The 22,179-nt window shown below is 69.6% G+C and carries 22 protein-coding genes; 15 read left to right on the top strand and 7 right to left on the bottom strand.

The features are described from left to right. Positions 1-5 precede the first annotated feature (5 nt). Positions 6-830, top strand: a complete 825-nt coding sequence (locus AB0K21_RS34120; protein ID WP_343971505.1) for a class I SAM-dependent methyltransferase — start codon at positions 6-8, stop codon at positions 828-830. Continuing rightward, entirely contained in the window at positions 827-1,270 is a 444-nt protein-coding gene (locus AB0K21_RS34115; RefSeq protein WP_343971501.1) for a carboxymuconolactone decarboxylase family protein, read from the top strand. Before AB0K21_RS34120 ends, AB0K21_RS34115 begins: the two co-directional genes overlap by 4 nt. Before the next feature lie 308 nt (positions 1,271-1,578). On the opposite strand, the gene AB0K21_RS34110 is transcribed toward AB0K21_RS34115, so the two are convergent. Beyond that, positions 1,579-2,706 (bottom strand): serine hydrolase domain-containing protein, encoded by a 1,128-nt coding sequence (locus AB0K21_RS34110; protein WP_343971499.1) that lies wholly within the window; start codon positions 2,704-2,706, stop codon positions 1,579-1,581. 48 nt (positions 2,707-2,754) lie between these two features. After that, positions 2,755-3,426, bottom strand: a complete 672-nt coding sequence (locus AB0K21_RS34105; RefSeq protein ID WP_343971497.1) for a DUF4097 family beta strand repeat-containing protein — start codon at positions 3,424-3,426, stop codon at positions 2,755-2,757. Positions 3,427-3,647: 221 nt separating this feature from the next. On the opposite strand from AB0K21_RS34105, the gene AB0K21_RS34100 reads away from it, so the two are divergent. Continuing rightward, the gene (locus tag AB0K21_RS34100) at positions 3,648-4,382 is read left to right on the top strand and encodes a helix-turn-helix domain-containing protein (protein ID WP_343971494.1); all 735 of its coding nucleotides are present in this window, start codon (positions 3,648-3,650) and stop codon (positions 4,380-4,382) included. Between the two features lie 95 nt (positions 4,383-4,477). On the opposite strand, the gene AB0K21_RS34095 is transcribed toward AB0K21_RS34100, so the two are convergent. Beyond that, a complete protein-coding gene (locus AB0K21_RS34095) occupies positions 4,478-4,615 on the bottom strand; it encodes a hypothetical protein (RefSeq protein ID WP_364155791.1) in 138 nt (45 codons plus the stop codon). A gap of 4 nt (positions 4,616-4,619) precedes the next feature. Between AB0K21_RS34095 and AB0K21_RS34090 the strand changes: the two genes are divergently transcribed. Continuing rightward, on the top strand, positions 4,620-4,784 hold the full coding sequence (locus AB0K21_RS34090; protein ID WP_364155789.1) for a hypothetical protein: 165 nt from the start codon (positions 4,620-4,622) through the stop codon (positions 4,782-4,784). 196 nt (positions 4,785-4,980) lie between these two features. On the opposite strand, the gene AB0K21_RS34085 is transcribed toward AB0K21_RS34090, so the two are convergent. The 3 genes from AB0K21_RS34085 to AB0K21_RS34075 all read right to left on the bottom strand — a co-directional run bounded on the left by AB0K21_RS34085 (position 4,981) and on the right by AB0K21_RS34075 (position 8,926). Continuing rightward, on the bottom strand, positions 4,981-5,664 hold the full coding sequence (locus AB0K21_RS34085; protein WP_343971484.1) for a hypothetical protein: 684 nt from the start codon (positions 5,662-5,664) through the stop codon (positions 4,981-4,983). 336 nt (positions 5,665-6,000) lie between these two features. Then, on the bottom strand, positions 6,001-8,052 hold the full coding sequence (locus AB0K21_RS34080; protein ID WP_343971481.1) for a cellulase family glycosylhydrolase: 2,052 nt from the start codon (positions 8,050-8,052) through the stop codon (positions 6,001-6,003). A 316-nt stretch (positions 8,053-8,368) separates the two neighbouring features. Further along, positions 8,369-8,926 carry a TetR/AcrR family transcriptional regulator gene (locus AB0K21_RS34075; RefSeq protein ID WP_343971720.1) on the bottom strand — a complete coding sequence of 186 codons (558 nt, stop codon included), beginning with the start codon at positions 8,924-8,926 and terminating at the stop codon, positions 8,369-8,371. 182 nt (positions 8,927-9,108) lie between these two features. On the opposite strand from AB0K21_RS34075, the gene AB0K21_RS34070 reads away from it, so the two are divergent. The 8 genes from AB0K21_RS34070 to AB0K21_RS34035 all read left to right on the top strand — a co-directional run bounded on the left by AB0K21_RS34070 (position 9,109) and on the right by AB0K21_RS34035 (position 18,821). Then, a complete protein-coding gene (locus tag AB0K21_RS34070) occupies positions 9,109-10,311 on the top strand; it encodes an acyl-CoA dehydrogenase family protein (RefSeq protein WP_343971478.1) in 1,203 nt (400 codons plus the stop codon). After that, positions 10,308-11,339, top strand: coding sequence for a phosphotransferase family protein (locus AB0K21_RS34065; protein WP_343971475.1), 1,032 nt, complete (start codon positions 10,308-10,310; stop codon positions 11,337-11,339). Before AB0K21_RS34070 ends, AB0K21_RS34065 begins: the two co-directional genes overlap by 4 nt. Next, positions 11,336-12,088, top strand: a complete 753-nt coding sequence (locus AB0K21_RS34060; RefSeq protein WP_343971472.1) for an SDR family oxidoreductase — start codon at positions 11,336-11,338, stop codon at positions 12,086-12,088. The genes AB0K21_RS34065 and AB0K21_RS34060 overlap by 4 nt, the downstream gene beginning before the upstream one ends. A 443-nt stretch (positions 12,089-12,531) precedes the next feature. Then, a complete protein-coding gene (locus tag AB0K21_RS34055; RefSeq protein ID WP_343971469.1) occupies positions 12,532-13,770 on the top strand; it encodes an ABC transporter substrate-binding protein in 1,239 nt (412 codons plus the stop codon). A gap of 7 nt (positions 13,771-13,777) precedes the next feature. Beyond that, positions 13,778-14,653: a branched-chain amino acid ABC transporter permease gene (locus AB0K21_RS34050; RefSeq protein WP_343971466.1), complete on the top strand. Its 876-nt coding sequence runs from the start codon at positions 13,778-13,780 to the stop codon at positions 14,651-14,653. Further along, a complete protein-coding gene (locus AB0K21_RS34045; protein WP_343971463.1) occupies positions 14,646-16,433 on the top strand; it encodes a branched-chain amino acid ABC transporter ATP-binding protein/permease in 1,788 nt (595 codons plus the stop codon). Before AB0K21_RS34050 ends, AB0K21_RS34045 begins: the two co-directional genes overlap by 8 nt. Then, positions 16,430-17,188 (top strand): ABC transporter ATP-binding protein, encoded by a 759-nt coding sequence (locus AB0K21_RS34040; protein WP_343971460.1) that lies wholly within the window; start codon positions 16,430-16,432, stop codon positions 17,186-17,188. The genes AB0K21_RS34045 and AB0K21_RS34040 overlap by 4 nt, the downstream gene beginning before the upstream one ends. Before the next feature lies 1 nt (position 17,189). Continuing rightward, the gene (locus tag AB0K21_RS34035; protein ID WP_343971457.1) at positions 17,190-18,821 is read left to right on the top strand and encodes an AMP-binding protein; all 1,632 of its coding nucleotides are present in this window, start codon (positions 17,190-17,192) and stop codon (positions 18,819-18,821) included. Between the two features lie 98 nt (positions 18,822-18,919). Here AB0K21_RS34035 and AB0K21_RS34030 read toward each other — a convergent pair whose 3' ends face one another. Beyond that, positions 18,920-19,570 (bottom strand): TetR/AcrR family transcriptional regulator, encoded by a 651-nt coding sequence (locus AB0K21_RS34030; RefSeq protein WP_364155783.1) that lies wholly within the window; start codon positions 19,568-19,570, stop codon positions 18,920-18,922. A gap of 84 nt (positions 19,571-19,654) precedes the next feature. On the opposite strand from AB0K21_RS34030, the gene AB0K21_RS34025 reads away from it, so the two are divergent. Genes AB0K21_RS34025 through AB0K21_RS34015 form a run of 3 tightly spaced genes read left to right on the top strand, consistent with a single transcriptional unit; the run spans position 19,655 to position 22,178 of the window. Beyond that, a complete protein-coding gene (locus tag AB0K21_RS34025; RefSeq protein WP_343971451.1) occupies positions 19,655-20,626 on the top strand; it encodes an amidohydrolase family protein in 972 nt (323 codons plus the stop codon). Then, positions 20,623-21,354, top strand: coding sequence for an SDR family NAD(P)-dependent oxidoreductase (locus AB0K21_RS34020; RefSeq protein ID WP_343971448.1), 732 nt, complete (start codon positions 20,623-20,625; stop codon positions 21,352-21,354). Before AB0K21_RS34025 ends, AB0K21_RS34020 begins: the two co-directional genes overlap by 4 nt. Further along, a complete protein-coding gene (locus AB0K21_RS34015; RefSeq protein WP_343971445.1) occupies positions 21,351-22,178 on the top strand; it encodes an enoyl-CoA hydratase-related protein in 828 nt (275 codons plus the stop codon). Before AB0K21_RS34020 ends, AB0K21_RS34015 begins: the two co-directional genes overlap by 4 nt. The last annotated feature ends 1 nt before the right edge of the window (position 22,179 follow it).

Genomic DNA, 22,179 nt, shown 5'->3' with positions numbered 1-22,179 from the left:
GACCCATGCACCCAACCGTCACCGCCGCCGGGACGAGCACGTCGCGCTACGTCTTCGACAATCACGGTGAGCACGCCCTCGACCAGCACCGCTGCCTGGCCCGCGCCTACGACCCGATGACCACGGACCGCCTCGCCCAGGCCGGGGTCGCTCCGGGGTGGCGGTGTCTGGAGGTGGGGGCGGGCGGCGGGAGCGTGGCGGTGTGGCTGGCTCGGCGGGTGAGTCCCACCGGGAGCGTGGTGGCCACCGACATCAAGCCCGAGCGCATTCCCACCGTCCCCGGCCTTGAGATCCTGCGCCACGACATCGTGCGCGACCCGCTGCCCGAAGCCGAGTTCGACCTCGTACACGCCAGGCTGGTGCTGCTGCACCTGCCGGAACGCCTCGCCGTGCTGGACCGCCTGGTACGCGCGCTCAAACCCGGCGGCGTGCTCCAACTCGACGAGTTCGACATCACCTACGGCCCCGCGCTGCTGATGCCCGATCCCGCCGCGCGGCGGCTCTACGAGACGTTCATGGAGGCCAAGATTCGCCTGATGACCCGCGCGGGCGCCGATGTGGCGTGGGGGCGCCACGCCGCCGCCGCGATGCACCGTGCCGGCCTGGTCGACATCGACCCGCTGCCCCGGCTGGAGCTGTGGCACTCGGATTCCCCGGGGGTGCACCTTGTCGCCCACCACACCCGGCACCTGCGTGATCAGTTCATCCAGGAGGGGATGACCGACCGGCAACTCGCCGACGTGCGCGTCCTGCTGGCCGACCCCGGCTTCCGGGCCGGTTCGTGCGTGATCTACTCGGTGCAGGGCCGCCGCCCGGTGGAGGCCCGATGAAGCCGCGCGTCAACGTGCACGCCACGGCACCGTATGTCCACTCCGTCATGACGGTCTTCGACGCGGCCGCGTGCGAGGGCCTGGAGCCGGCCCTCGCCGAACTCGTGCGGGTGCGCGCATCACAGCTCAACGGCTGCGCGTTCTGCCTTGGCCTGCACACCCGGGCCGCCCTGGACGCGGAAGAGGACCCGCGCCGTCTGGACGCCCTGTCGACCTGGCGCCAGAGCCCGCTGTTCACCGAAGCCGAACGCGCTGCCCTGGCACTGACCGAGTCCGTGACCCTGATCGCGGAAAAGGGTGTTCCCGACGAGGTCCTCGACGCGGCCGCCGAGCACTTCGACGACACCGAACTGGTCCATCTGCTGTGGACGATCGCCGCGATCAACGCCTGGAACCGGATAGGCGTCGCCACCGCCGCGGGCGGGGTGGCGGTCCGCTGAGCCCGGTCCCAACCGGCGGCGTGGACTTTCAGCCGGTGATGTCTCCGGACCCCGGGGGTCAACGGAACCGTGGTCGGCACTGAGAAGGATCTTGAACGGTGAGAGACGCCAGGGGAGGTCACGCGAACGAGGCGGCGTACTCCGATGCGGTGTCGGAGTACGCCGCCTTGGGGCGCCGGGAGCTACGGGGGCGGCCCGCGCGCTCATGGCGGCCACTTCGGGTCGCGACAGCGTGTGGTCCGGGTGGGCCTGGTCGTCCATGTCGGCGGGCATGGGCCCGCGTGGGGCGCCACGCCGCTCGGCCCTGTCTACTGAGCCGGCTCGGCCGCGTCAACCGACTCGGCCTGTCCGCCGCCGAACACCTCCTTGACGAGCCGCTGCGTCGCCTTCTGGAACGCCTCTCCCATGGACAGCGCGGCGTCGTCGACATAGTTCAGCGCGGCGGTCAGGGTCTTGCCGCCGTCGGGCGTGCTGTACATCAGCGCCGCGTGGCCCGCCATGCCGCCGTTGTGAGTGATGACGGTGCCGCCGTCCGGTGCCTCCTGCACGAACACGCCCAGGCCGTAGCCGGCCTTCGATTCCGGCGTGCACATCTCGGCCAGCAGCGAGGCCGGCAGCAGCTTGCCGCTCACCAGCGCGGAGATGAACGTGTGCAGGTCCTCGGTGGTCGAGATCATGTCACCGCCGCTGGAGATCCAGGAGGGGTTCTGGCGGGTGACGTCGACCGTCTTCTGCCGGCCGTCCTCCTCGTAGCGGTAGTAGGCGTGGGCGTGCGGCTCGGAGATCTCCGTCTGGGTGGTCGGCGCCACGGTGCCCGTCAGCCCGAGCGGCCCCAGGATCAGCCGCCGCATCTCCTCGGCGACCGAGCGGCCGGTGACCTTCTCGATCAGCAGCCGGGCCAGCACGTAGTTGGTGTTGGCATAGCTCCAGTCCGTCCCCGGCTCGAACCGCGCCGGCTTGGACAACGCCAGCCGTACCAGTTCCTCCGGCGGGTAGGTCTTGAACCGGTTGTCCACCCACTCCTGGCCCGCGGGCGTGGCGGGGATCCCCGGCGCGAACGTCCCGTCGTCGTAGTACTCGCCGGTGAAGTTGAACACCCCGCTGGTGTGCTGCAGCAACATCCGCACTGTGATCTTCCGGTCCAGCCCGAACTCGGGCAGGTAGTCATCCACCGGAGTGTCCAGCCCGATCTTGCCCTCGGCCACCAGCTGCAGCACCACGGTCGCGGTGAAGGTCTTGGTGTTGCTGCCGATCCGGACGTGTCCGTTGGTCGGCGGCTTGGCGGTCTCGCCCAGCTCGGCCGCCCCGGCGCTGCCGACCCACTCGCCCCGCTCGTCGTGCACGCGCAGCGTCACCCCGACGAAACCGGAATCGACCATCTCCTCGATGGCCTTCTGCAGCTCCGGGCGGTCCTGGTCGGCAAGGGGGCTGGACATGGTGGTGTGCTCCTTTGGAACTGTTGTGAAATTCAAGGGGTGCCGCTCTTACAGGCTGCGGGCGGTGATGTCGCCGTACGCGGTGGTCGCGTGGATGGTCAGGGCGGCGTCGGCACCATCGGTGTTCTTGAGCGCGTTGTGGATCCGCCCGTAGGTGGTGCCGGCGTCCAGGGAGGCGGAGACCCCGCGGGCGGCGCCGATCGAGATCTCGCCGGACTCGGTGCGCAGCACGACCGTGCCGCGCACGGCCTCGGTGATGTGGAGGTCGCCCTTTTGGGTGCTGATCTCCGCGGGGCCGCCCAGGCGGCCGACCGAGAGGTCGCCGGCGAGGAGGGTGAGGCGGGCGCTCGCGGCCTCGTCGAGCTTGACCGAGCCCTGCGCGCTCTCGAAGGCGACGTCGCCGAGCCGTCCGACGCCCCGGAGCTCGGCGCTGGCCGCCTTCGCTTCGATGCGGGAGCCGGCGGGCAGCTGGACCGTGACTTCGATGTATCCGGAAGCGCCGAGGATCTGGTTCTTCGCCTCCGGGGCCTTGATCCGCAGGACGCCGTCGCCGTATGCGACCTCGGTCTGCTCTGCCGCCTTCACATCGCGGCTCTTCGAGGCGTTCGCGGGGAGGACCTCGACGACGGTGTCGGCCCGGTCGGCGGCGATGAACTGGATGCGGCCGGCGGGGATGTCGAGGATGGCGGTCACCGGGGTGGGGGTGTCGAACTTCTGCATCGTGTCTTCCTTCGCCCTGTTGTTTCTGACGATGGAAACACTACGTTGCATTTCGCAGTACGGCAATTGATTCGTTGCGTACAAGAGACATTCTCGCAGGTAGAAGTCAGTAATTCGTTGCAGTGTTTTGAATCTAATGCAACAATCCTCACCTTGCTCGTTGCAATGAATCAAAGGTGAACGCTATACTGGAGACACCACGGACCACGAAGGAGACCGCGATGCCGGGAGGCAGACTCACCCAGCAGGACCGCCGGCAGATCGCGCTGGGACTGGCCGACGGTCTCGCCTACGCGGAGATCGCCAGAGGCCTCGACCGTCCGACCTCGACGATCACGCGTGAGGTGATGCGCAACGGCGGCCCCACCGCCTACCGTGCCGACCTGGCCCACCGCGCCACCGAACGCCGTACCCACCGCCGCAGGCGCGCCGCGCCCCGGGACCCCAACACACCCCCGCAGGCCTACGGGCGCGAGGCCGAGGCCGTGCGCGAGTACGAGGAGGTGTTCGCCACCGTCTTCATGCAATCGGGCCTGCCCAAGATGACGGCGCTGGTGCTGGCCAGCCTCTACACCACCGACGCCGGCAGCCTCACCGCCTCCGAACTCGCCGGGCGCCTCCAGGTCAGCCCGGCGTCCGTCTCCAAAGCGATCACGTTCCTCGAAAGCCAGGGCCTCATCCGCCGGGAACGCGACGAGCGCCGCCGCGAGCGCTACATCGTCGACGACGATGTTTTGTACCAGTCGACGATGGCCAGCGCTCGCTCCACCGCCCACCTCGGCGAGGTCGCCCGGCAGGGCGTCGACATCCTCGGCCCCGACTCCCCGGCCGCCGCCCGCCTGGAGAACATCGCCCGCTTCGTCGACTTCGTCTCTGAGAGCATCGCCCGCGCTGCGGACCAGGCCCGCGAGATCCTCCACACGAAACCCGAAACGACCTCGGACAGCACTACCTGAGCCACGTTCAGACCGCGGGCAGGCAGCCTCGGCGTCCACCGGTACGCCTTCAACCACACCAACAGCGTCGGCAAACCACCGCGGCCGTGGTCCGCTCAGTCCTCGCCGTCATCGTCGTCGGCCGGGTTGCGCAGCGGGCGCAGGCCGGGGCGGGGGTGGCGGCCCAGCGTGTTGAGGTTCGCGTGCTTGAGAGGGGAGAGCCGGGCGGCGTCCTCGTTCGGTACGTCCTCCATCGGCATGTTCCGCGCGTTGCCGTTCGTGTACGCGGCGATGAGCGTGAGCGGGGCGGTCACGCTGCTGACCTCTGTCGCCGTGGGGTTCGCCGGGGTGCTGGGGGCGGGCGCGCTGTCACGGCCCCTGCTCCGCTCGGTCACCGCCGACCCGGCCCCACGACCGGACTGACGTCGTCGAACCCGTGGCATCGAGATCGCCGGTGTTCGGGCTGTCTTCTTCTCTGCCGACGGTGTCCCCGCGGATCACACTCCCGATCGGTGGGCGGCCGAGGTATCGGCGCTGGTTCTTCGGGATGTGAGCTGTCCGTGAGGTAACCCGTGCCATGCCACCTCGGGCGGCATGGCACGGGGGTGATTCTCAGCGGTCAGGAGGTCTCCGTGGGTGAGGAGGTCGGTGCGGGTGAGGAGGTCGGCGGCTGGCCGGGCTGGTGGTCGCGGTGCGAGCGGTCTCCCTTGCCGTGCCACTGACCTCCCTTGCCGTGCCGGCCCTGCCCGTCGCGCGTGGTCGCGTCGTGGATCGCGACGGCGGTGGCCGTGCTGCCGTCCACCTTCGCCATGACCATGACCTTCTGCCCGGTCTTCAGGGTGTCGCCGTCCTCGCCGCGGCGGTTGATCCGGGTGTCCCCGTTGATCGCGTACTCCTTGGTATAGCCGTCCTCGCTCTTGACCGTGATCGAGTCCTGGTCGACGGCCGTGACGTCGCCGTACTGGGTGGCGACGGTCACGTACTTGCCCTCACCGTCGGGCACGACGAACTCGCCGTGGATGGAAGGTCCGCCGAAGCCCATCCTGTGGCCCCGGCCCCGGTCCTGTCCCGGCGCCTTGTCGGACGGTGCCGCCGACGGTGTCGCCGACGGTGTCGCGGTGTCGCCGGCCGTGGGCGTCGGGGACGGCGAGGGCGAGAACGCGGCCGCGGTGGCGACACCGGCTCCGGCGACCACGGCGAGCGCGGTGGTGGCGATGAGCAGTGCGGAGCGAGGGATGCGGCGCCTGGGCGGCTCGTTCACCACTGTTTCCGCGGTGCTGAATCCGTCCGATCCAGAGGTCATCTTTCTTCCTCCCCCTAGCAGTCAATAGGACAACAATGCATAAGCTCACCTAAAGCTGCCGTAAATGCCGTTCGTGCTCTGAAGATCACCCTCCGTGTGGAGCAGCCTTCGCGTCGCCGGCTCCGGTGCGCGGAGGCGTTCATGTCGACCGGAACACGATCACGGTGCTGGAGTGGCCGGATCGAGGCACTGATCACTCGGCTGTACGTCAATCCGGACATCGGCCGGATGGGGTGCGGGCGTACGTTCCGGTACGGCCTGGGATACCGGCGGTCCACGATTCGCTTCGCCGAACCGTGGACCGCCGGGACGGTGCCGGGCGGGGAGCCCGCTCGATCAGGTCGTGCTACCGGTGACCGTGCTTCCCGACTTGGTGACGAAGTAGGTCACGGTCGTGCCGCTCCAGAAGTGGAGGGTGAGCGTGACCTTTGAGGCGTCGTCGACCTCGGCGAAGAACTCCGGCTTCAGCGTGATGGTGTTGGTGCTGTAGTTGGGTGCGAAGGCGACGTCGAACTCCTTGAACGAGGTCCAGTTGTGGGGGCCGGCATTGGTGCCGTTGGCGTACTTGGCCTCCATGGTGGCGAGCTGGTCACCCTTGAACGTGGTGGGGATGGCGAAGGAACTCGTCGTTCCGCTCGCGTTCTGCACCGTCGGCGTGTCGTAGGTGACTATGTTGATCCGCCACGGGACGCCCTGGGAGAACCGGGCCGACAGCGTCGCGTTGACGCCGTAGGCCCGGGAGCCCGTCAGCCGGGTGAGCGCGGATGCGGTGAACGTGAGCTGGTCGCCCGAGACGGTGTAGTCGGTGCCGCGTACCAGATCCGTGCCGCCCTGGCGGATCCCCACGAACGAGGTGCCGTTCAGGTTCAGTGTGAGCGTCTTGCCGGTGATGGCGGACGCCTTCGCGTTGAACACCTGATCCGACGAGGCGGTACCCGAGCGCGTCGTCCAGCTGGACTTGATCTGTGCGAACAGTTCGGGGTCGGCCCACTGGAACGAGGTCCGGTTGAAGTGCTGGCCGTTGTCCCACAGCATGGTGGTGATCTGCCTGGTACGCGCGTAGTGGCCGAGGAATTCGAAGAACTTCAGTTTCTCGCCCTGTTGGATCGTGCCGGTGTGCCGGTCGAAGCCCAGCAGGCCGTACTCGCCGATGATCACGGGGATGCCGCGGGTCACGAAGGCGCTGTACACCCGGTCGAAGGCGCCGGTCAGGTCCTGCTGAACGGTGGCGTCGAAGCGCGTGCCGCCGGCGACGTTGACGCTGAACGGCCAGTACCCGTAGAAGTGGACCGTCGCGATGAGGTTGGGGTCGTTCATCGCGTTGAACGTGCTGACCAGCTCGTCGACCCTGGCCTGGTCGGCCGAGGTGTGCAGGGTCGGCAGGACGAGCAACCGGGTCGCGTTGTTGCCGCCCGACTGGCGCACGATGTTTCGGAAGGACGTGTTGAGTTCGTTCAGCAGGGTCGCGTTCTGGGCGTCTCCGGAGCTGCCGGTGAAGGTCGGCTCGTTGACGCTCTCGAACACCAGCTTGGCGGAGGAGTTCCGGAACGTGCCGGCGATCTGGGTCCAGATCGCGTTGTACCGAGCCAGCACGTTCGTTCGGTCGCCCGGCATGTTCTGGATCCACTGCCACGAGTCGTGATGGATATTGATCATCACGTAGAAGCCGTCGGCGAGGGCCCAGTCGACGACCTCTTTCACCCGATTCATGTGCGTCGCGTTGATGGTGTAGTTGGGGGCCCCGCCCTGGTACTGACCCCAGGTCACCGGGATCCGGATGCTGTTGAAGCCCTGCGCCCTGATGTTGTCGAGCAGCGCCGCCGTGATCCGCGGGTTGCCCCATGAGGTCTCGTCCGAGCCGGTGGCGTCGAGGGAGTTGCCCAGGTTCCAGCCGGGCTGCATCGCGGCCACGACGGCCTGCGCGTTGCCGGACGTCGGTGTCGGCGTGGGTGTCGGGGTGGGGGTGGGCGTCGACGTCGGGGTGCCGCCGCAGGCCACGCCGTTGACGGCGAAAGCGGTGGGGTTGGTGTTGGCACCGATGTAGCCGCCGTTGAAGCCGACGGTGACGCCGGCGCCCGTTCCCAGGCCCGGGGCGTACGACGGGGCGGTCACGGTCACGCTCTGGCCCGACTGGGTCCAGGTTCCGCCCCAGCCCTGGGTGACCTGCTGGTTGCCGGGCCAGGTGTAGCGCAGCGTCCACGAGCCGATCGGGTCGCCGAGATTGTTGATCGTGATGTTGGCGCCGAACCCGCTGCCGTTGTCCCATGCCTTGGTGTAGGTCACGGAACAGGCGACCGCCGCCTGGGCGGCGGGCGAGGTGACGGCCACCCCGATCGCCGCCAGGAGTGCGACCGCTGTGGACAGAGCCCACAAACGCAGTGTCTTCATCTTCAAGCCTCCAGGGAAGGGGTGCCCGTGTGGGAGCGCTCCCATCCTTGGCTTGTTTCACATCTGTGTACAGGACGTTTCCCCAGGCCGTGCCGCTGACCTGCTGCTGGGCACGAAGAATTCAGCGGACGTATGAAAATTTCAGTGGTGCGGGCAGGTCGCCCTCAGTCGAGGTTCATGGAGATGGTCCTGTCCCTCGTGGCCGAGGCCTCGCTGCCGTTCGTGCGCCGGGAACCCGGTCAGACGGCCGGCGCCGACCGGACAGGGACATGTGCCGACCGGGGCGTCGTGGGCACCCGGCCGAACGGTCGCCGGCTCAGCGAGCGCCCGCGAGCCGCAGCGCGAGATCGCCGTACTGGTACACGACCTGGTCCTCGGTGAAGTCGCCACTCTCCCGATACCAGACGGAGACGCCCATGCCGAGGTCGAGGATGGCATAGGAGGTCAGCTTCACGGACGCGACGCGGAACCGATCTGCCTGTACCCCGTCGGCGACGAGCTTCCGGAATCCGTGCTCGTATCTTGCGCGCCGCCGGAGAACCTCAGCCCGGTGCGGCTCCTCGAGGCTGCGGATCTCCCGGGTCCCCACGAAGGCCTCCAACCGGTGCCGGGCATGAAACCGCACGTGCGCCTCGGTGGCTCTGCGGAGACGTTCGGTGACGTCCTCGCAGCCTGAGATGGCGGCCTCGTGGTTCTCCAGGAGGGTGTCCATTGTCGCGGTCATGATCTGAGCGAGTAGCTCTTGCTTTGACCCGACGTGCTTGTACAGGCTCGGCCCGCGGATCCCGATCGCAGCCCCGATGTCCGCCATCGTGGTGGCTTGATATCCGCGTTCGGAGAACAACGTCAACGCCGCCGCTCTGATGTCCGCCACACGCACTGCCACGGGCGACCTCCTAGTGCTCCCTTAAGGCTAATCGATGCTAGCTGAAGCGAGGATGATCCCATGCCTTTATTGATCCTCGCCTTGACAGCAGGGAGGGGTGGCGGCTACGAAAGGCTAACAATCATTAGCCTGTTGCGAGAGATGAGCCCAAGACGTCGGGAGGTCGGTCAGTGCCCATTGATTTGTCCCATGAACCGCGGGTGGAGGAGCTGGCTCGGCGCACCGCGCGCTTCGTCCGTGAGGTCGTCGTTCCCGAGGAGGAGCGCTACGGCGGTGTCGCGGCCGTCGGGGGCGAGGAGTTGCGCGGCCGGCTCCAGGCCGCGGCCAAGCAGGCCGGCCTGTTCGCCCCGCACGTGGCGCCCGAGTACGGCGGGCACGGTCTGGACATGCGGGGCCGGGCGGCGGTCTTCGAGGAGGCCGGCTGGTCGCTGTTCGGCCCGCTCGCGCTCAATATCGCCGCTCCGGACGAGGGCAACATGCATCTGCTGGAGGCGGTGGCGACTCACCCGCAGAGGGAGCACTACCTGCGTCCCCTCGCCCAAGGAGAGGTGCGCTCGTGTTTCGCGATGACCGAACCGGCTCCGGGGGCGGGCTCGGACCCGGCCGCCCTGAGCACGCGGGCGACGAAGGTGGCGGGTGGCTGGCGGATCGATGGTCGCAAATGGTTCATCACCGGTGCCGACGGTGCGGCCTTCGCCATCTGCATGGCCCGAACATCAGGTGAGCCGGGAGACCGCGGCGGCGCGACCATGTTCCTCGTGGACGTCGACAATCCGGGAATGAAGATCATCCGACACATCGACACCCTCGACGAGAGCCTGTTCGGCGGGCACTGCGAGATGGTGTTCGACGACTGCGTCGTGTCCGACGACGCGGTGCTCGGTGAGGTGGACAAGGGGTACGACTACGCTCAGGTGCGGCTGGGCCCGGCGCGGATGACACACTGCATGCGCTGGCTGGGCATCGCCCGCCGGGCGCAGGAGATCGCGCTGGCCAGGGCGTCGGAGCGGGAACTCTTCGGCTCACGTCTGGGCGACCTGGGCATGGTGCAGGGCATGATCGCCGACTCGGAGATCGACATCGCCGCGGCCAGGGCGTTGACGCTGCAGGCGTGCTGGGAACTCGACCACGGCCGTTCCGCGGCACAGTCCACCGCGATCGCCAAGGCGTTCACCGCGGAGGCGGTGTGGCGCGTGGTGGATCGGGCGCTGCAGGTCTGCGGTTCCCTCGGGGTGTCCGGCGATGTGCTGCTGGGGCGGTTCCTGCGTGAGGTGCGCCCCTTCCGCATCTATGACGGCCCGACCGAAACGCATCGGTGGGCCATCGCCCGCCGGGCTCTGCGCGGCAGCCGGGCGCACGGGAACGTGACATGACCGGTGTCCCTGAAGGGCTGCACCTGGCCGCCCTTCAGCGCTACTTCGACGCGCATGTTCCGGAGGCGGTCGGCCCGATCACCGCCGAACTGCTGCACGGCGGTCGGTCCAACCTCACCTACCGCCTGACCGACGGCCACAGCGCGTGGGTGCTGCGTCGCCCGCCGCTCGGCGGACTCACCCCGTCCGCGCACGACATGGCCCGGGAGTACCGGGTGGTCGGCGCGCTCCGGGGCACCGCCGTCCCCGTCGCGCCCACGGTCGCGCTGTGTGAGGACACCTCGGTCATAGGGAGCCCGTTCTCCCTCGTCGAGTACGTGCCCGGCGAGGTCGTCCGCAGCCGGGAAGACCTCGCCCGCCATGGCGGAGACGAGCCGGCTCGCTGCGCCTACGGCCTGGTCGATGTGCTCGCCACGCTTCACGCCGTGCCGTACGCCGAGGTGGGTCTGGCGGGCTTCGGCCGCCCCGAGGGTTTCCTGGGACGGCAGATCCGCCGCTGGTACGACCAGTGGCGCCGGGTGGCGACGCGCGAACTCCGCGACATCGATGTCCTGCATGCCAAGCTCGACGAGGCGGTGCCGGCCGAGAGCGGTGCCTCCATCGTCCACGGCGACTTCCGTATCGACAACGCCATCTTCGACGCACGAGACCTGGGCACGGTGCGGGCACTGGTGGACTGGGAGATGGCCACCCTCGGCGACCCGCTGGCCGACCTCGCGCTGCACCTGGTCTACCGCGACCCGGCCATCGAGCCGGTGCTCGGTGGATCGGCGGCCGCTGTGAGCGAGCGCCTGCCCTCCACCGAGGCGCTCGCCGAACGGTACGCCCGAGTGTCCGGGCGCTATCTCGGCCGCCTCGAGTTCTACCTGGCGCTGGGATATTTCAAGATCGCTGTTATCGCGGAGGGGATTCACGCGCGCCATGCGCGGGGGCTGACGGTGGGGCAGGGCTTCGAGACGGCCGGTGCCGCGGTTCCGCGGCTCGCCGCGGGCGGGCTACGTGCGATGACGGGAAGAGAGGTCGGATGACCGGCACCATGCGAACCAGGCCGGCGGCGCTGATCACCGGCGCCTCCCGGGGAATCGGACTGGCCATCGCCGAGCGGCTGGCCGAGGCAGGGCACGATATGACGATCTGTGCCCGGGATGCCGACCACCTCGCCACCGCTGCCGCCCGGCTGGGCGCATATGGGGTGGACGTGCGTTCCGAGGCCGCCGACATGGCCAAGGAGCAGGACATCCTCCGCGTCGCCCAGGCGCACACGTCGGCCTATGGGCGGTGCGACGTGCTGGTGATCGCGGCCGGCGTCGGTACGGCAGGCCCTCTCGACACCGTGCCCCTGCATCGGTTCGACAAGCAGTTCGCCGTCAACGTCCGGGCGTGCTACGCACTGGTACAGGCCCTGCTTCCGGCCCTGCGCGCGACCGCGGCGCAGCGCTCCGTCTCGGGGGTGAAGATCATCGCGCTTTCGTCGATCACGGGCGTCTACCCCGAGCCGGGCCTGGCCGCCTATGGAGCGTCCAAGGGCGCGCTCATCGCGTTGTGCCGCTCGATCAACGCCGAGGTCTCCGCCGCCGGAATCACGGCCACCGCGATCTGCCCCGGCTACGTTGACACTGATATGTCCGCATGGGTGCACGATCGCATCGACCCCACTGAAATGATCAGTACAGCGGACGTCGCGGAGCTGGCGATGAGCATCACCCGGCTCTCCGCACGAGCCGTCGTTTCCGAGCTGGTCGTCACCCGTCCTGGGGGCCAACTACATCGCGCTTGAACGCCGCCACCTGGCCGTTGCCACGCGGGTGTCTTCGGCGATGTGGGCTGGAAGGCCCGACCATGTCATCACGATCATCGCCGTGACGTCCGAGGCTCTCGCAACCCCGAAAGTCAAAGTCCGCTACGGAAAGAACCTCGGACGTTTCGGTTTCCACCACACTCGAAGTGCCCCTACGAGATGGGTGCCGGGTGCCTTCGACATCCCCCGCGGAATTGGAACGCGAGTCGATACCTGCCGCGGCTCTCGCCGCTGCCCCTCGGCCTCTTGGGCCGCCTTGGCCCGCTGACGCCTCTGCTCGTCACCCGTCCGGCACGGCCTTGGGCCGACTTCGACGCCCGGCTCTGACCAGCCTGTTGTGCCGCTCGATCTTACGGGCTTCCTCTTGACGCTCATCGAGGCGAAGTATACAAACGTTCATACACCAATCTGAGGAGGCGGCCTTGGTCACTTACCGGATGGACGGGATGTCCCGGCGAGGGTTTCTGGCGGGCGCCGCGTCCGCCGCCGCGCTCGGAGCGCTCGGCCTTGGGACGGCGGCGTGCGGGAGCTCGGGAGGCGGAGGAAAAACGGCCGCCCGGATCGGGTGGGTGGAGCCGAAGACCGGTCGCCTCGCAGCCGCCTACAAGCCGATCTACGTGGGTGCGCGGCTCGCGCTGGAGGACATCAAGGTGGCCGGCGGCCTGCTCGGACAGGCGGTGCAGGTAGCGGAGCAGGACGACAAGGGGAGCCCGGCCAGCCAGCCGGCCGTGGCGCAGCGGCTGATCCGGGAGAATCCGACCTTCGTGGTCGGACCGACAGGCAGCTCACAGGTGCTGGCGTCGGTGACGGCCCTCGCCCGCGCGAACCTGATCCAGTCGTGCTGGGGAGGCGCGGAGCTGCTCGGGGACGGTGACCGCTTCCCGTACCACTACCAGCTCGTCTACAACACCACCCAGCAGGCCAGGGTGGCGGCGCGCTTCCTCCACGAGGTCCGCGGGCTGCGCAAGATCGGCATCATCGTGGAGAACTCGGAGTTCGGCACGTCGATCAGGGACGCCGTCGTCCGGACGCTGCGCGACGACTACTCCGCCAAGCCGGTCGCGGTCGAGGTGTTCGAGGTGGACGCCTCCGACATGACGCCGTTCGTCCGGAATCTGGAGCGGGCCGGTGTAGACGGGCTGGGGTTGTTCACCGGTCAGCCGCAGGCGACCATCCTGATCCTGCGGGCGATGGCGGCCAGCGATTTCCATCCTGTGATCGTTTCGCACGACCTGAACTACCTCGATGCGCTCGGGGAGTTCCCGCGGCCCCTGCTCGACGGGTTCTTCGGCACCACCTACCGGGGGCTCACCTATGCCGGCGACGAGCAGCCTCCGGCCGAGGTCCGCAAGCTGGTCGAGCGGATCAACGCGCATCCGGACACCGCGGGCCTCGGTTACTCGGCGGTGACCAGCCCCTACTACGACTACGTGATGCTGATGGCCACGGTGATCGGGGAGACCAAAAGCCTCGATCCGGCCGATCTCAAGGCCGCGCTCGACAAGGTCGACGGTTACCAGGGCACCCGGGCGAAGGTGTCGTTCACCGCGAAGCGGCACTCCGGCATCGCCGATGAGGACATCACGATCGGCACTCTCATGTCGGCGAAGGATCCGGAGAGCCTGGGCGGGGTTCTGCGGCGGCGCGCGGACGGGGTGTGACCGCCCGATGATCACCGACATCCTGGTCACGGGGCTGGTCTTCGGCAGCCTCTACGGCCTTGTCGCGATGGGGTTCAACGTCCTGTACCGGCCGACGAACGTGGTGAACTTCGCCCAGGGCGAGCTCATCATGATCGGCGCGATGCTGATGGCCGCCACTCCGATCGGCGGACTCCCCTGGGGAATCGCCGCCGTCTGCGTGATGGCCGTCGTCGCGGTCGTGGCGCTGGCCGAGGAGCGGGTGGCCGTCACCCCGGTGCTGCGCAGATCGTCCCACGCAGCCGGCTGGGTGATCACCACGCTGGCGTTCTCGCTGCTGCTCGCGGAGGCCGCCGGACGGCTGTGGACGGACCAGCCGAGCACCGTCGCACCCCCGTGGCCGCTGTCCATCAACGTCAACGAGGTGGCGGGAGTCCGGTTCTCGAGCTACCAGGTCGGGGTGGTGGCCATCGCCGTCGCCGTGGTGATACTGCTCGGCCTACTGGACCGTTCCCGGTTCGGCGCCGCGTTGCGCGCGGTGGCCGCCGACCGTGACGGCGCCCGGCTGCGCGGCATCGACCCGACGATGCTGACCCGCCGTTCGTTCCTGCTCGGCGGCGCCCTGGCGGGGCTCACCGGAGTGCTGGCGGCGCCGTTGCTGCTGGCCTCGGTGACGATGGGCCTGGGTCTGCTGATCAAGGGTTTCGCCGCACTGGCGGTCGGCGGGATCGGCGACAACCGAGGCGTCCTGGTGGCGGGATGGGTGCTCGGCACCGTCGAGGCCGCGGGCGCCACCTACGGCTCTCCCGGGTCGCAGTCCGTCGTCCTGTTCGTAGCGATGCTGCTCATCCTGCTGATCCGGCCCAACGGCCTGCGCGGTCTGGCGGTGCAACGTCATGTCTGAAGTTCGCGGAACACGGGCGGGCGCCGCGCGGCGCTCGGCCCCTTGGGTCGCTCTCGTGGCGGCCGTGGCCGCGCTGCCACTGGTCAGCGGCGACCCGACGATCACCTACCTCGCCACCACGGCCGCGATCTACGTGCTGGTGGGGACGGGGCTGAACATCATGTTCGGCTACACCGGCCAGGTCTCGCTCGGACAGGGCGCGCTGGTCGCCGTAGGTGCCTACGCCACCGGCATCCTCATGGCCGACCACGGCTGGACCTTCTGGGCGGCGGCCCCGGTGGCGGTGGTGATCGCCACGGGCGCCGGGACCCTGATGGCGCTGCCCGCCTTCCGGTTGTCGTCCTGGTACATCGCCCTGGTCACGCTCGGAGCGGCGATGGCGATGCGCAGCCTGCTGGTCGAGTTCGAGGGGCTGACCGGTGGCTGGTCCGGGCTGGTCGGCATCCCGCGGCCCGCGTTCGGTTCCTGGGAACTCGGGGAACGAGACGTCCTCTGGCTGGCCCTCGCCGTGAATGTCGTACTGTTCGTCATGGTCCGCACCATCGTCGACTCCCGCTTCGGCCGGGGCATGATGGCCGTACGGGACGCGCCGGAGATGGCGCGGAGCGTCGGCGTCGGACCCGCGCGGATGAAGCTGTTCGCGTTCGCCTGCGGCGGTGCCACCGCGGGTCTGGGCGGGGCGCTGCTGGCCGTTCATCACGGGCTCGTCACCCCGGACGACTTCACCCTCGACTTCTCGATCCTGTTCCTGCTGGTGGTCATCATCGGCGGCGCCGCGCGTCTCGTCGGCCCGATCATCGGCACCCTGCTGTTCTTCGCCCTTCCGGAACTGCTGACCGGCCTGGCTGAATGGCGCGGCCTCATCTACGGCGCGGCGCTGCTGGTGCTGATGGTGTACGCGCCGCACGGCATCGCCGGGGCGTGGGAGAAGCTGCGGGCACGCCACGGGGCCGATGGCACGTCTTCCGACGCCCCCGGCACGGGCGTCACGATCGAGGTCAGGCCGCCGCGCGGAGAGCCGCTCGGCGTCGAACTGGCCGGCGTTCGCAAGTCCTTCGGCGGCGTGCACGCGCTGCGCGGCATCGACCTCACCATCGAGCCGGGTACGGTGCACGCGATCGTCGGGCCCAACGGGTCGGGGAAGACGACCCTGCTCAACGTGATCACTCGTCTGCTGCAGCAGGACGAGGGACGGGTCCTCCTCGGAACCGAGGACGTCAGCCGGGCCACGGCCGAGCGGCTCGCCCGGCGCGGGGTGGCGCGCGTCTTCCAGACGCCGCGGCTGCTGGGCGCGTCGAGCCTGCGGGACAACGTCCTGCTCGGCGCCTACGCGCGGGAGCGGGCGAACGGTCCGGCGACCGTCCTGCGGCTGCCGTGGGCCCGGCGCGAACGGGCCGAACTGGAGAGGGAGGCCGACGGGCTGCTGGCCGGTCATGGCCTCGCCGGGCGGGCGGACGAGGAGGCCGCGGCGCTGCCGCACGGCGAGCAGAGACTGCTGGAGGTCGCCCGGGCCTTGATGGCACGGCCGCGCCTGCTGCTGATGGACGAGCCGGCGGCCGGGCTCACGCCGCGAGAGCTGGAGGCGCTGGGCCGCCTGATCCGCGCGATTCGCGACGCGGGCACCACGGTGGTCCTGGTGGAGCACCACATCGAACTCGTCGCGAGCGTCGCCGACGTCGTGACCGTCCTCGACCAGGGCGAACTGGTGACGTCGGGGGCGCCGGAGGAGGCACTCGGTGACGCACGGGTCGTCGAAGTGTACTTGGGAGCACCCGCATGAGAACGCAGGGCGAGGAACTGATCACCGTGTCCGGGCTGAGCGCCGGGTACGGGACGGTGCCGGTGATCCGCTCGGTGGACTTCACGGTCCATACGGGCGAGATCTTCGCGGTGGTCGGCGGCAACGGGGCCGGGAAGACGACCCTGCTCAGCACCATCTCGGGGCTGCTTCACCCCACGTCCGGATCGGTACGGCTCGCCGGAACCGACATCACCGGGTGGAGCCCGGAACGGATCGTGGCCCACGGCCTCGTCCACATTCCCGAGGGCAGGCGTCTCTTCACCGGGCTCACAGTGGCCGAGCATCTGAGACTCGGGCTCTGGAACGTCCCGAACCGGCGCAAGGTCGAGCGGGAGCGGACGGACCGGGTCGTCGACCTGTTCCCGGTGCTGGGTGAGCGGATGGACGCCTACGCGGAGGTGCTCAGCGGCGGCGAACAGCAGATGCTCGCCATCGGCCAGGCGCTGATGCGCGAACCCCGAGTGCTGCTGCTGGACGAACCGTCCATCGGCCTGGCACCCGTGATCATCCAGCGGGTGTTCGCGGTGGTGGACCGGCTGCGGGAGCAGAACCTGACGGTGATCCTGGTCGAGCAGCGTGTCAACCAGGCGCTGGCGCTCGCCGACCGGGGACTGGTCATGCGGCACGGCCGGATCGAGGTTGTCGGCACCGCCGCCGAGCTCGCGGAGGATCCCGTGCTGCGGGCCGCCTATCTGGGCGCGGCCGTGGCCGGCGAGCAGCGGAACAAGGAGTGACATGAGCGGTGAGTGGTGGGGCCCGGAAGTGCCCGAGGCCGACGAATGCGTGGTGGCGGAGCTTCTCGTCCGCCGGGCCGCGGAGCACCCCGACCGGGTGTACGTGATCTTCGAGGACGGGACGCGGTGGACCTACGCCGAAACCCTGGACCAGGCCGAGCGGGTCGCCGCGGGGTTGCACGCGCTGGGCGTGCGGCCGGGTGACACGGTCGTCTCCTGGCTGCCGAACGGGCCCGACGCACTGCGCGTCTGGTTCGGCGTCAACCTGCTGGGCGGCGCCCTGGTACCGCTCAACACCGCCTACCGCGGCAGGCTGCTCGAACATGCGATCCGGCTGTCCGGGGCGCGGGTGGCGGTGGTGCACGGCGAGCTGGCCGGGCGCCTGGACGAGATCGACGCCTGCGCGCTGGAACGGGTGGTGGTGCTCGGGGAGGGCGACAGCCGACCGGCGGGCCGGGCCGGGATGCTGGGGGCGGAGGCGCTGGCGGCGCCGAGCCCCGGCTTCCGCCCGGACTCACCACCCCGGCCGTGGGACTCGTACGCGGTGATCCTCACGTCCGGAACGACGGGGCCGTCGAAGGGCGTCCTGTGTTCGTACGTCCAGCTCGCGGCCTGCGCGCGGGCCGCGTTCGGCGGCTGCTTCGGAGCGGCCGACCGCTACATGGTGAACCTGCCGCTGTTCCACGCGGGCGGCACTATCGGCACGTACGCGGCGTTGTTGCTCGGCGGTGGGATCAGTCTCGTCAGCGCGTTCGATACCGAGTCGTTCTGGCCGGCCGTCCGCGACACGGGCACCACGCACGTCACGCTGCTCGGCGTGATGGCGACGTTCCTGGGCAAGCGCCCTCCGTCCCCGCATGACCGTGCTCACCCGCTGCGGCACGTTTTCATGATCCCGCTCATCGAGGACAGCGCGGCGTTCGCCGAGCGCTTCGGTGTCGACGTGGTGGCCATGTTCAACATGACGGAGGTGTCGATTCCGATCATCTCCGGCCCCAACCCGGATGTGCCGGGCACGTCCGGGCGGCTGCGGCCCGGTGTCGAGGCCCGGGTCGTCAACGAGCACGACCGGCCGGTGCCCGACGGGGAGGTCGGTGAGCTGGTGCTGCGCACCGCCCAGCCGTGGGCACTGAACTCCGGTTACCTCGGGATGCCCGAGGCGACGGCACGGGTCTGGCGCAACGGGTGGTTCCACACCGGGGACGCCTTCCGGACGGTGGACGGCGAGTACTTCTTCGTGGACCGGATGGGCGACACGATCCGGCGCCGCGGTGAGAACATCTCCTCGGCCGAGGTGGAGACCGAGCTGCTGGCGCATCCGTCGGTCCGGGAGGCCGCGGTGGTCGCCGTGCCGAGCCCCTACGGCGAGGACGATGTGCTCGCCGTGGTCGCGCCCGTGGACGGGGCGGAGATCGACCCCGCCGAGCTGCTGCGTTTCCTGATCCCCCGGATGGCGCACTTCATGGTGCCCCGCTACGTGCGCGTGGTCGACGCGCTGCCGCACACCCCGACGAACAAGATCGAGAAGCACCGGTTGCGCTCGGAAGGCGTCACGGCGGACACGGCCGATCGCGAGCGGCTGGGCGTGGCCGTCCGGCGTGACCGCATCGGCGGGACGCCCGCCGCAGGCTGAGCCTCCTCGGAGTACCGGCCGGTCCCGCGCCCGGCCGGTCTCCGCACCTCCCATCAGGAATGTGCGATCGGCTTTCCCGGTCGCCGGCCTTCGGGGCGTCAGTCCTCCGGGGCCGCGCCGACGAGTTGGAGGACGAGGAAGGCGTACTGGTCGGCGAGTTCCTGGGCGGACAGCCCGCCGTCGGGACGGAACCACTGCCCGGCGTTGATGCACATGTCGAGGATCGCCTTGGCGGCCACGTCCACTCGGGCCGGACCCGGCGACCGCGGGTCGGTCAGGCGGAACCGGCCGGTGTTCAGGCCCCGTTCCAGGGTGCGTTCGAAGATGCGGCGGACTCGCTGCTGGGCATCCAGAACCTCCTTGGCCTGCTCGGGCGGGAGGTGGCGCCATTCTGTCCGGGCCACCAGGCCCTCGATACGCCGTTCGGTGTGGAAGAGCGTGAGCTCCCGCACCAGCTCGGCCAGTTGCCGGTCGGCCCGGTCGCCGCCGCGCAGGAGTCCTTCCTCCAGTATGCGCTCGGAGTCCTCGTGAGCCCTCTTGAGGATCGCGTAGAGCACTTCCTCTTTGGACCCGTAGTGGTTGTAGAGCGAGCCCGCGGTGACCCCGCACGCGGCGGTGATCTTGCGGACGGTGGTCGCGGGGAACCCGTCTTCATAGAACAGGCGCGCCGCCTCGTCGAGGATGCGCCGGCTCATCGAGGTCGTGGCAGGGGCGCCGTCAGTGGTCTTCCGGGAGCGTGTCGTACCCACCCCCCGACGCTATCACCATATGAACGTTCATTGACCTGGCGGTGCCGAGTCTGGTAAACAAACGTTTGTATATAAGAAGGGGGAATGATGGGTGAACCGGTGATCGACATCTGCGAGGTCGCCTACGACACCGAATGCTGGACGGCCTACCTGCGTTCGCTGGCCACCGTCGCACCGCGTTATCTCGTCATGTTCTCCGGGCGGCTCGCCGCCCTCACCGGACGGGCTCACGGCGAGGTCGCGGCGGAGGCGGCGCATGATCCGATAGGAACGGCGGAGCGGCTGGCCCACGTCCTTGGACGCGGCTTCGACATCGATCACCATGTCGCCGCGCTGACCGAGAGCGGGGTGGCCCACCAGATCCTGCACGGCGGGCCGTGGCCCATCAGGGACGCCACCGTCAACGACACGGTCGCCGCCTTCGCGGCCAGGCACCCGGACCGGCTCAGCGCATGGGCCGGGGTCAGCCTCACCGACTCGCGGACCGCGATCGCCGAGGCACGTCGCGCGCTCGACGAGCTCGGTGCGACCGGCCTCTCGGTCATCCCGTTCCTCGACGGCACCGACCCGTCCGCACCCGAACACGCCGGGCTCTGGAAGCTCGCCGCCGACCGTGGTGTCCCGGTGTGGCTGCACTGCGGGCAGCACTTCCGTTCGGACATCCCGATCGATGTCTCCGGGCCGCGGGTGCTGGACCGGATCGCCGGCGCCCACCCCGGTCTCGTCCTGGTCGCCGGGCACGGAGGCTGGCCCTGGGTCACGGAGATGCTGGCGGTGGCGCAGCGGCACCCCAACGTCTACCTGGAGTTCTCCTCGCACCGTCCGTCCAGGATGGCGGCCAGGGGATCGGGATGGGAGGCGCTGCTGACGCTGGGTGCCGCATCCGTCCGCTCCCGCGTCCTCTTCGGGTCCACCAGCTGGACCCAGGCCTCCACCCCTGCCAGGCTCGCCGCCGAGGTCACCTGGCTGGGCCTTCCGGACGACGTCGTCCAGGCCTGGCTGCATGGCAACGCCGAGCGACTGCTGAACCGCACCTGGCAGGGAAGCGCGGCATGAGCGGCCGCCGGGTGCTGGTCACCGGGGCCGCCGGTGGCATCGGCACGTCCCTCGTGGCCGAACTGCTTCTGCAGGGCGCGCAGGTGCTGGCGACCGATGTCGACGCGTCAGGCTGCGAGCGCCTGAAAAGGCGGTTCGACGACGATCGGCTCCACCTGGTGCCGCTCGACCTGACGGAGAGCGGAGCGCCACAGCAAATCGTCGATCAGGCGCTCGGCCGACTCGGAGGCCTCGACGGCCTCGTGAACAACGCAGGTGTGGAGCACCGCGCGGCACTGGGCGAGCACAGCACCGCCGACTGGGCGCGCGTCATGGAGATCAACCTGTCGGCGCCGTTCCGGCTGGCCCGTGCGGCGGCACCCGCCCTCGCCGGACGGCCGGGCGCCGCCATCGTCAACGTCTGCTCGATCGCGGTGACCGGGTTCGCCGGGCAGGCCGCCTACGACGCGAGCAAGGGTGGGCTGCTGAGCCTGACCCGCTCGCTCGCCGTCGAACTGGGACCGCTCGGCGTCCGCGCGAACGCCGTGTGCCCCGGCTTCATCGACACCCCGATGCTCGACGAGAGCGGGCTTCGCGGGCTGGCGGAGAAGGTCGCCGCCCGGCTGCCGATCGGCCGGTGCGGGCACCCGGAGGAGGTCGCCGCCGCGGTCGTGTGGCTGCTGGGAACGGGGGCCGGTTATGTCACCGGCCAAGCATTGTTCGTCGATGGAGGGATGGTCAGAGCATGATGCGCGAACAGGAGAGCACGACGTCAAGCGGTGAAGGGGCCCTGCTGGTCTCCCGGCCGGCCCCGGGGGTGCTGTGGCTGACCATGAACCGTCCCGACCGCCGCAACGCGATCGATCGCGCGCTCGGCGAGGAGCTGCTGCGCGCGCTGGAGCACGCCGAGACCGACCCGCAGGCCAGGGTCGTGGTGCTGACCGGGGCGGGCAGTGCCTTCTGCGGCGGGGACGACCTCGGCGCGGTGGACGAGCACCTCGCCGGGGACCGCAGGCACTCGCCGGTGCTCGGTGACACCGCCGACCCCGTGTACCTGCGGATCGTCGAGGCCCTCGTCACAGCGCCGCAGCCGGTCATCGCGGCGGTCAACGGCCCCGCGGCCGGGGCGGGCACCGAGCTGGCCTGCGCCGCCGACCTGCGGATCGCCTCGGACACGGCGCGGATCGGGAGCTGCCTGGTGAACGTGGCGCAGACCGGCACCGCCGTGATGCTGGCCCGGATCGTCGGGAGCGCCAAGGCGACCGAGATCTATCTGTCCGGCGGGCTGCTCGACGCCACCGACGCCGAACGCCTGGGCATCTACACCCGGGTCGTCCCGTCGGGGGATCTGCGGGACGCGGCGCTCGCCGAGGCCCGCAGGCTCGCGGCCGGTCCGACCGGCGCGATCGGGCTTTACAAGCAGCTACGCGAGCGAGTGTACGGTCAGCCGCTGGAGCAGGCGCTGCGGATCCAGAACACCTTCCACATCCGCAACAACAGGGAAGTCCATGATGCCGTCGAAGGAGCACGTGCCTTCGTCGAAAAGCGCAGCCCCGAATTCACGGGCCGTTGAG

Origin of the sequence: Streptosporangium sp. NPDC049248, assembly GCF_040678965.1 — a bacterium.
Classification (GTDB): domain Bacteria; phylum Actinomycetota; class Actinomycetes; order Streptosporangiales; family Streptosporangiaceae; genus Streptosporangium; species Streptosporangium fukuiense.
This window is presented reverse-complemented; position numbering and strand designations above follow the sequence as displayed.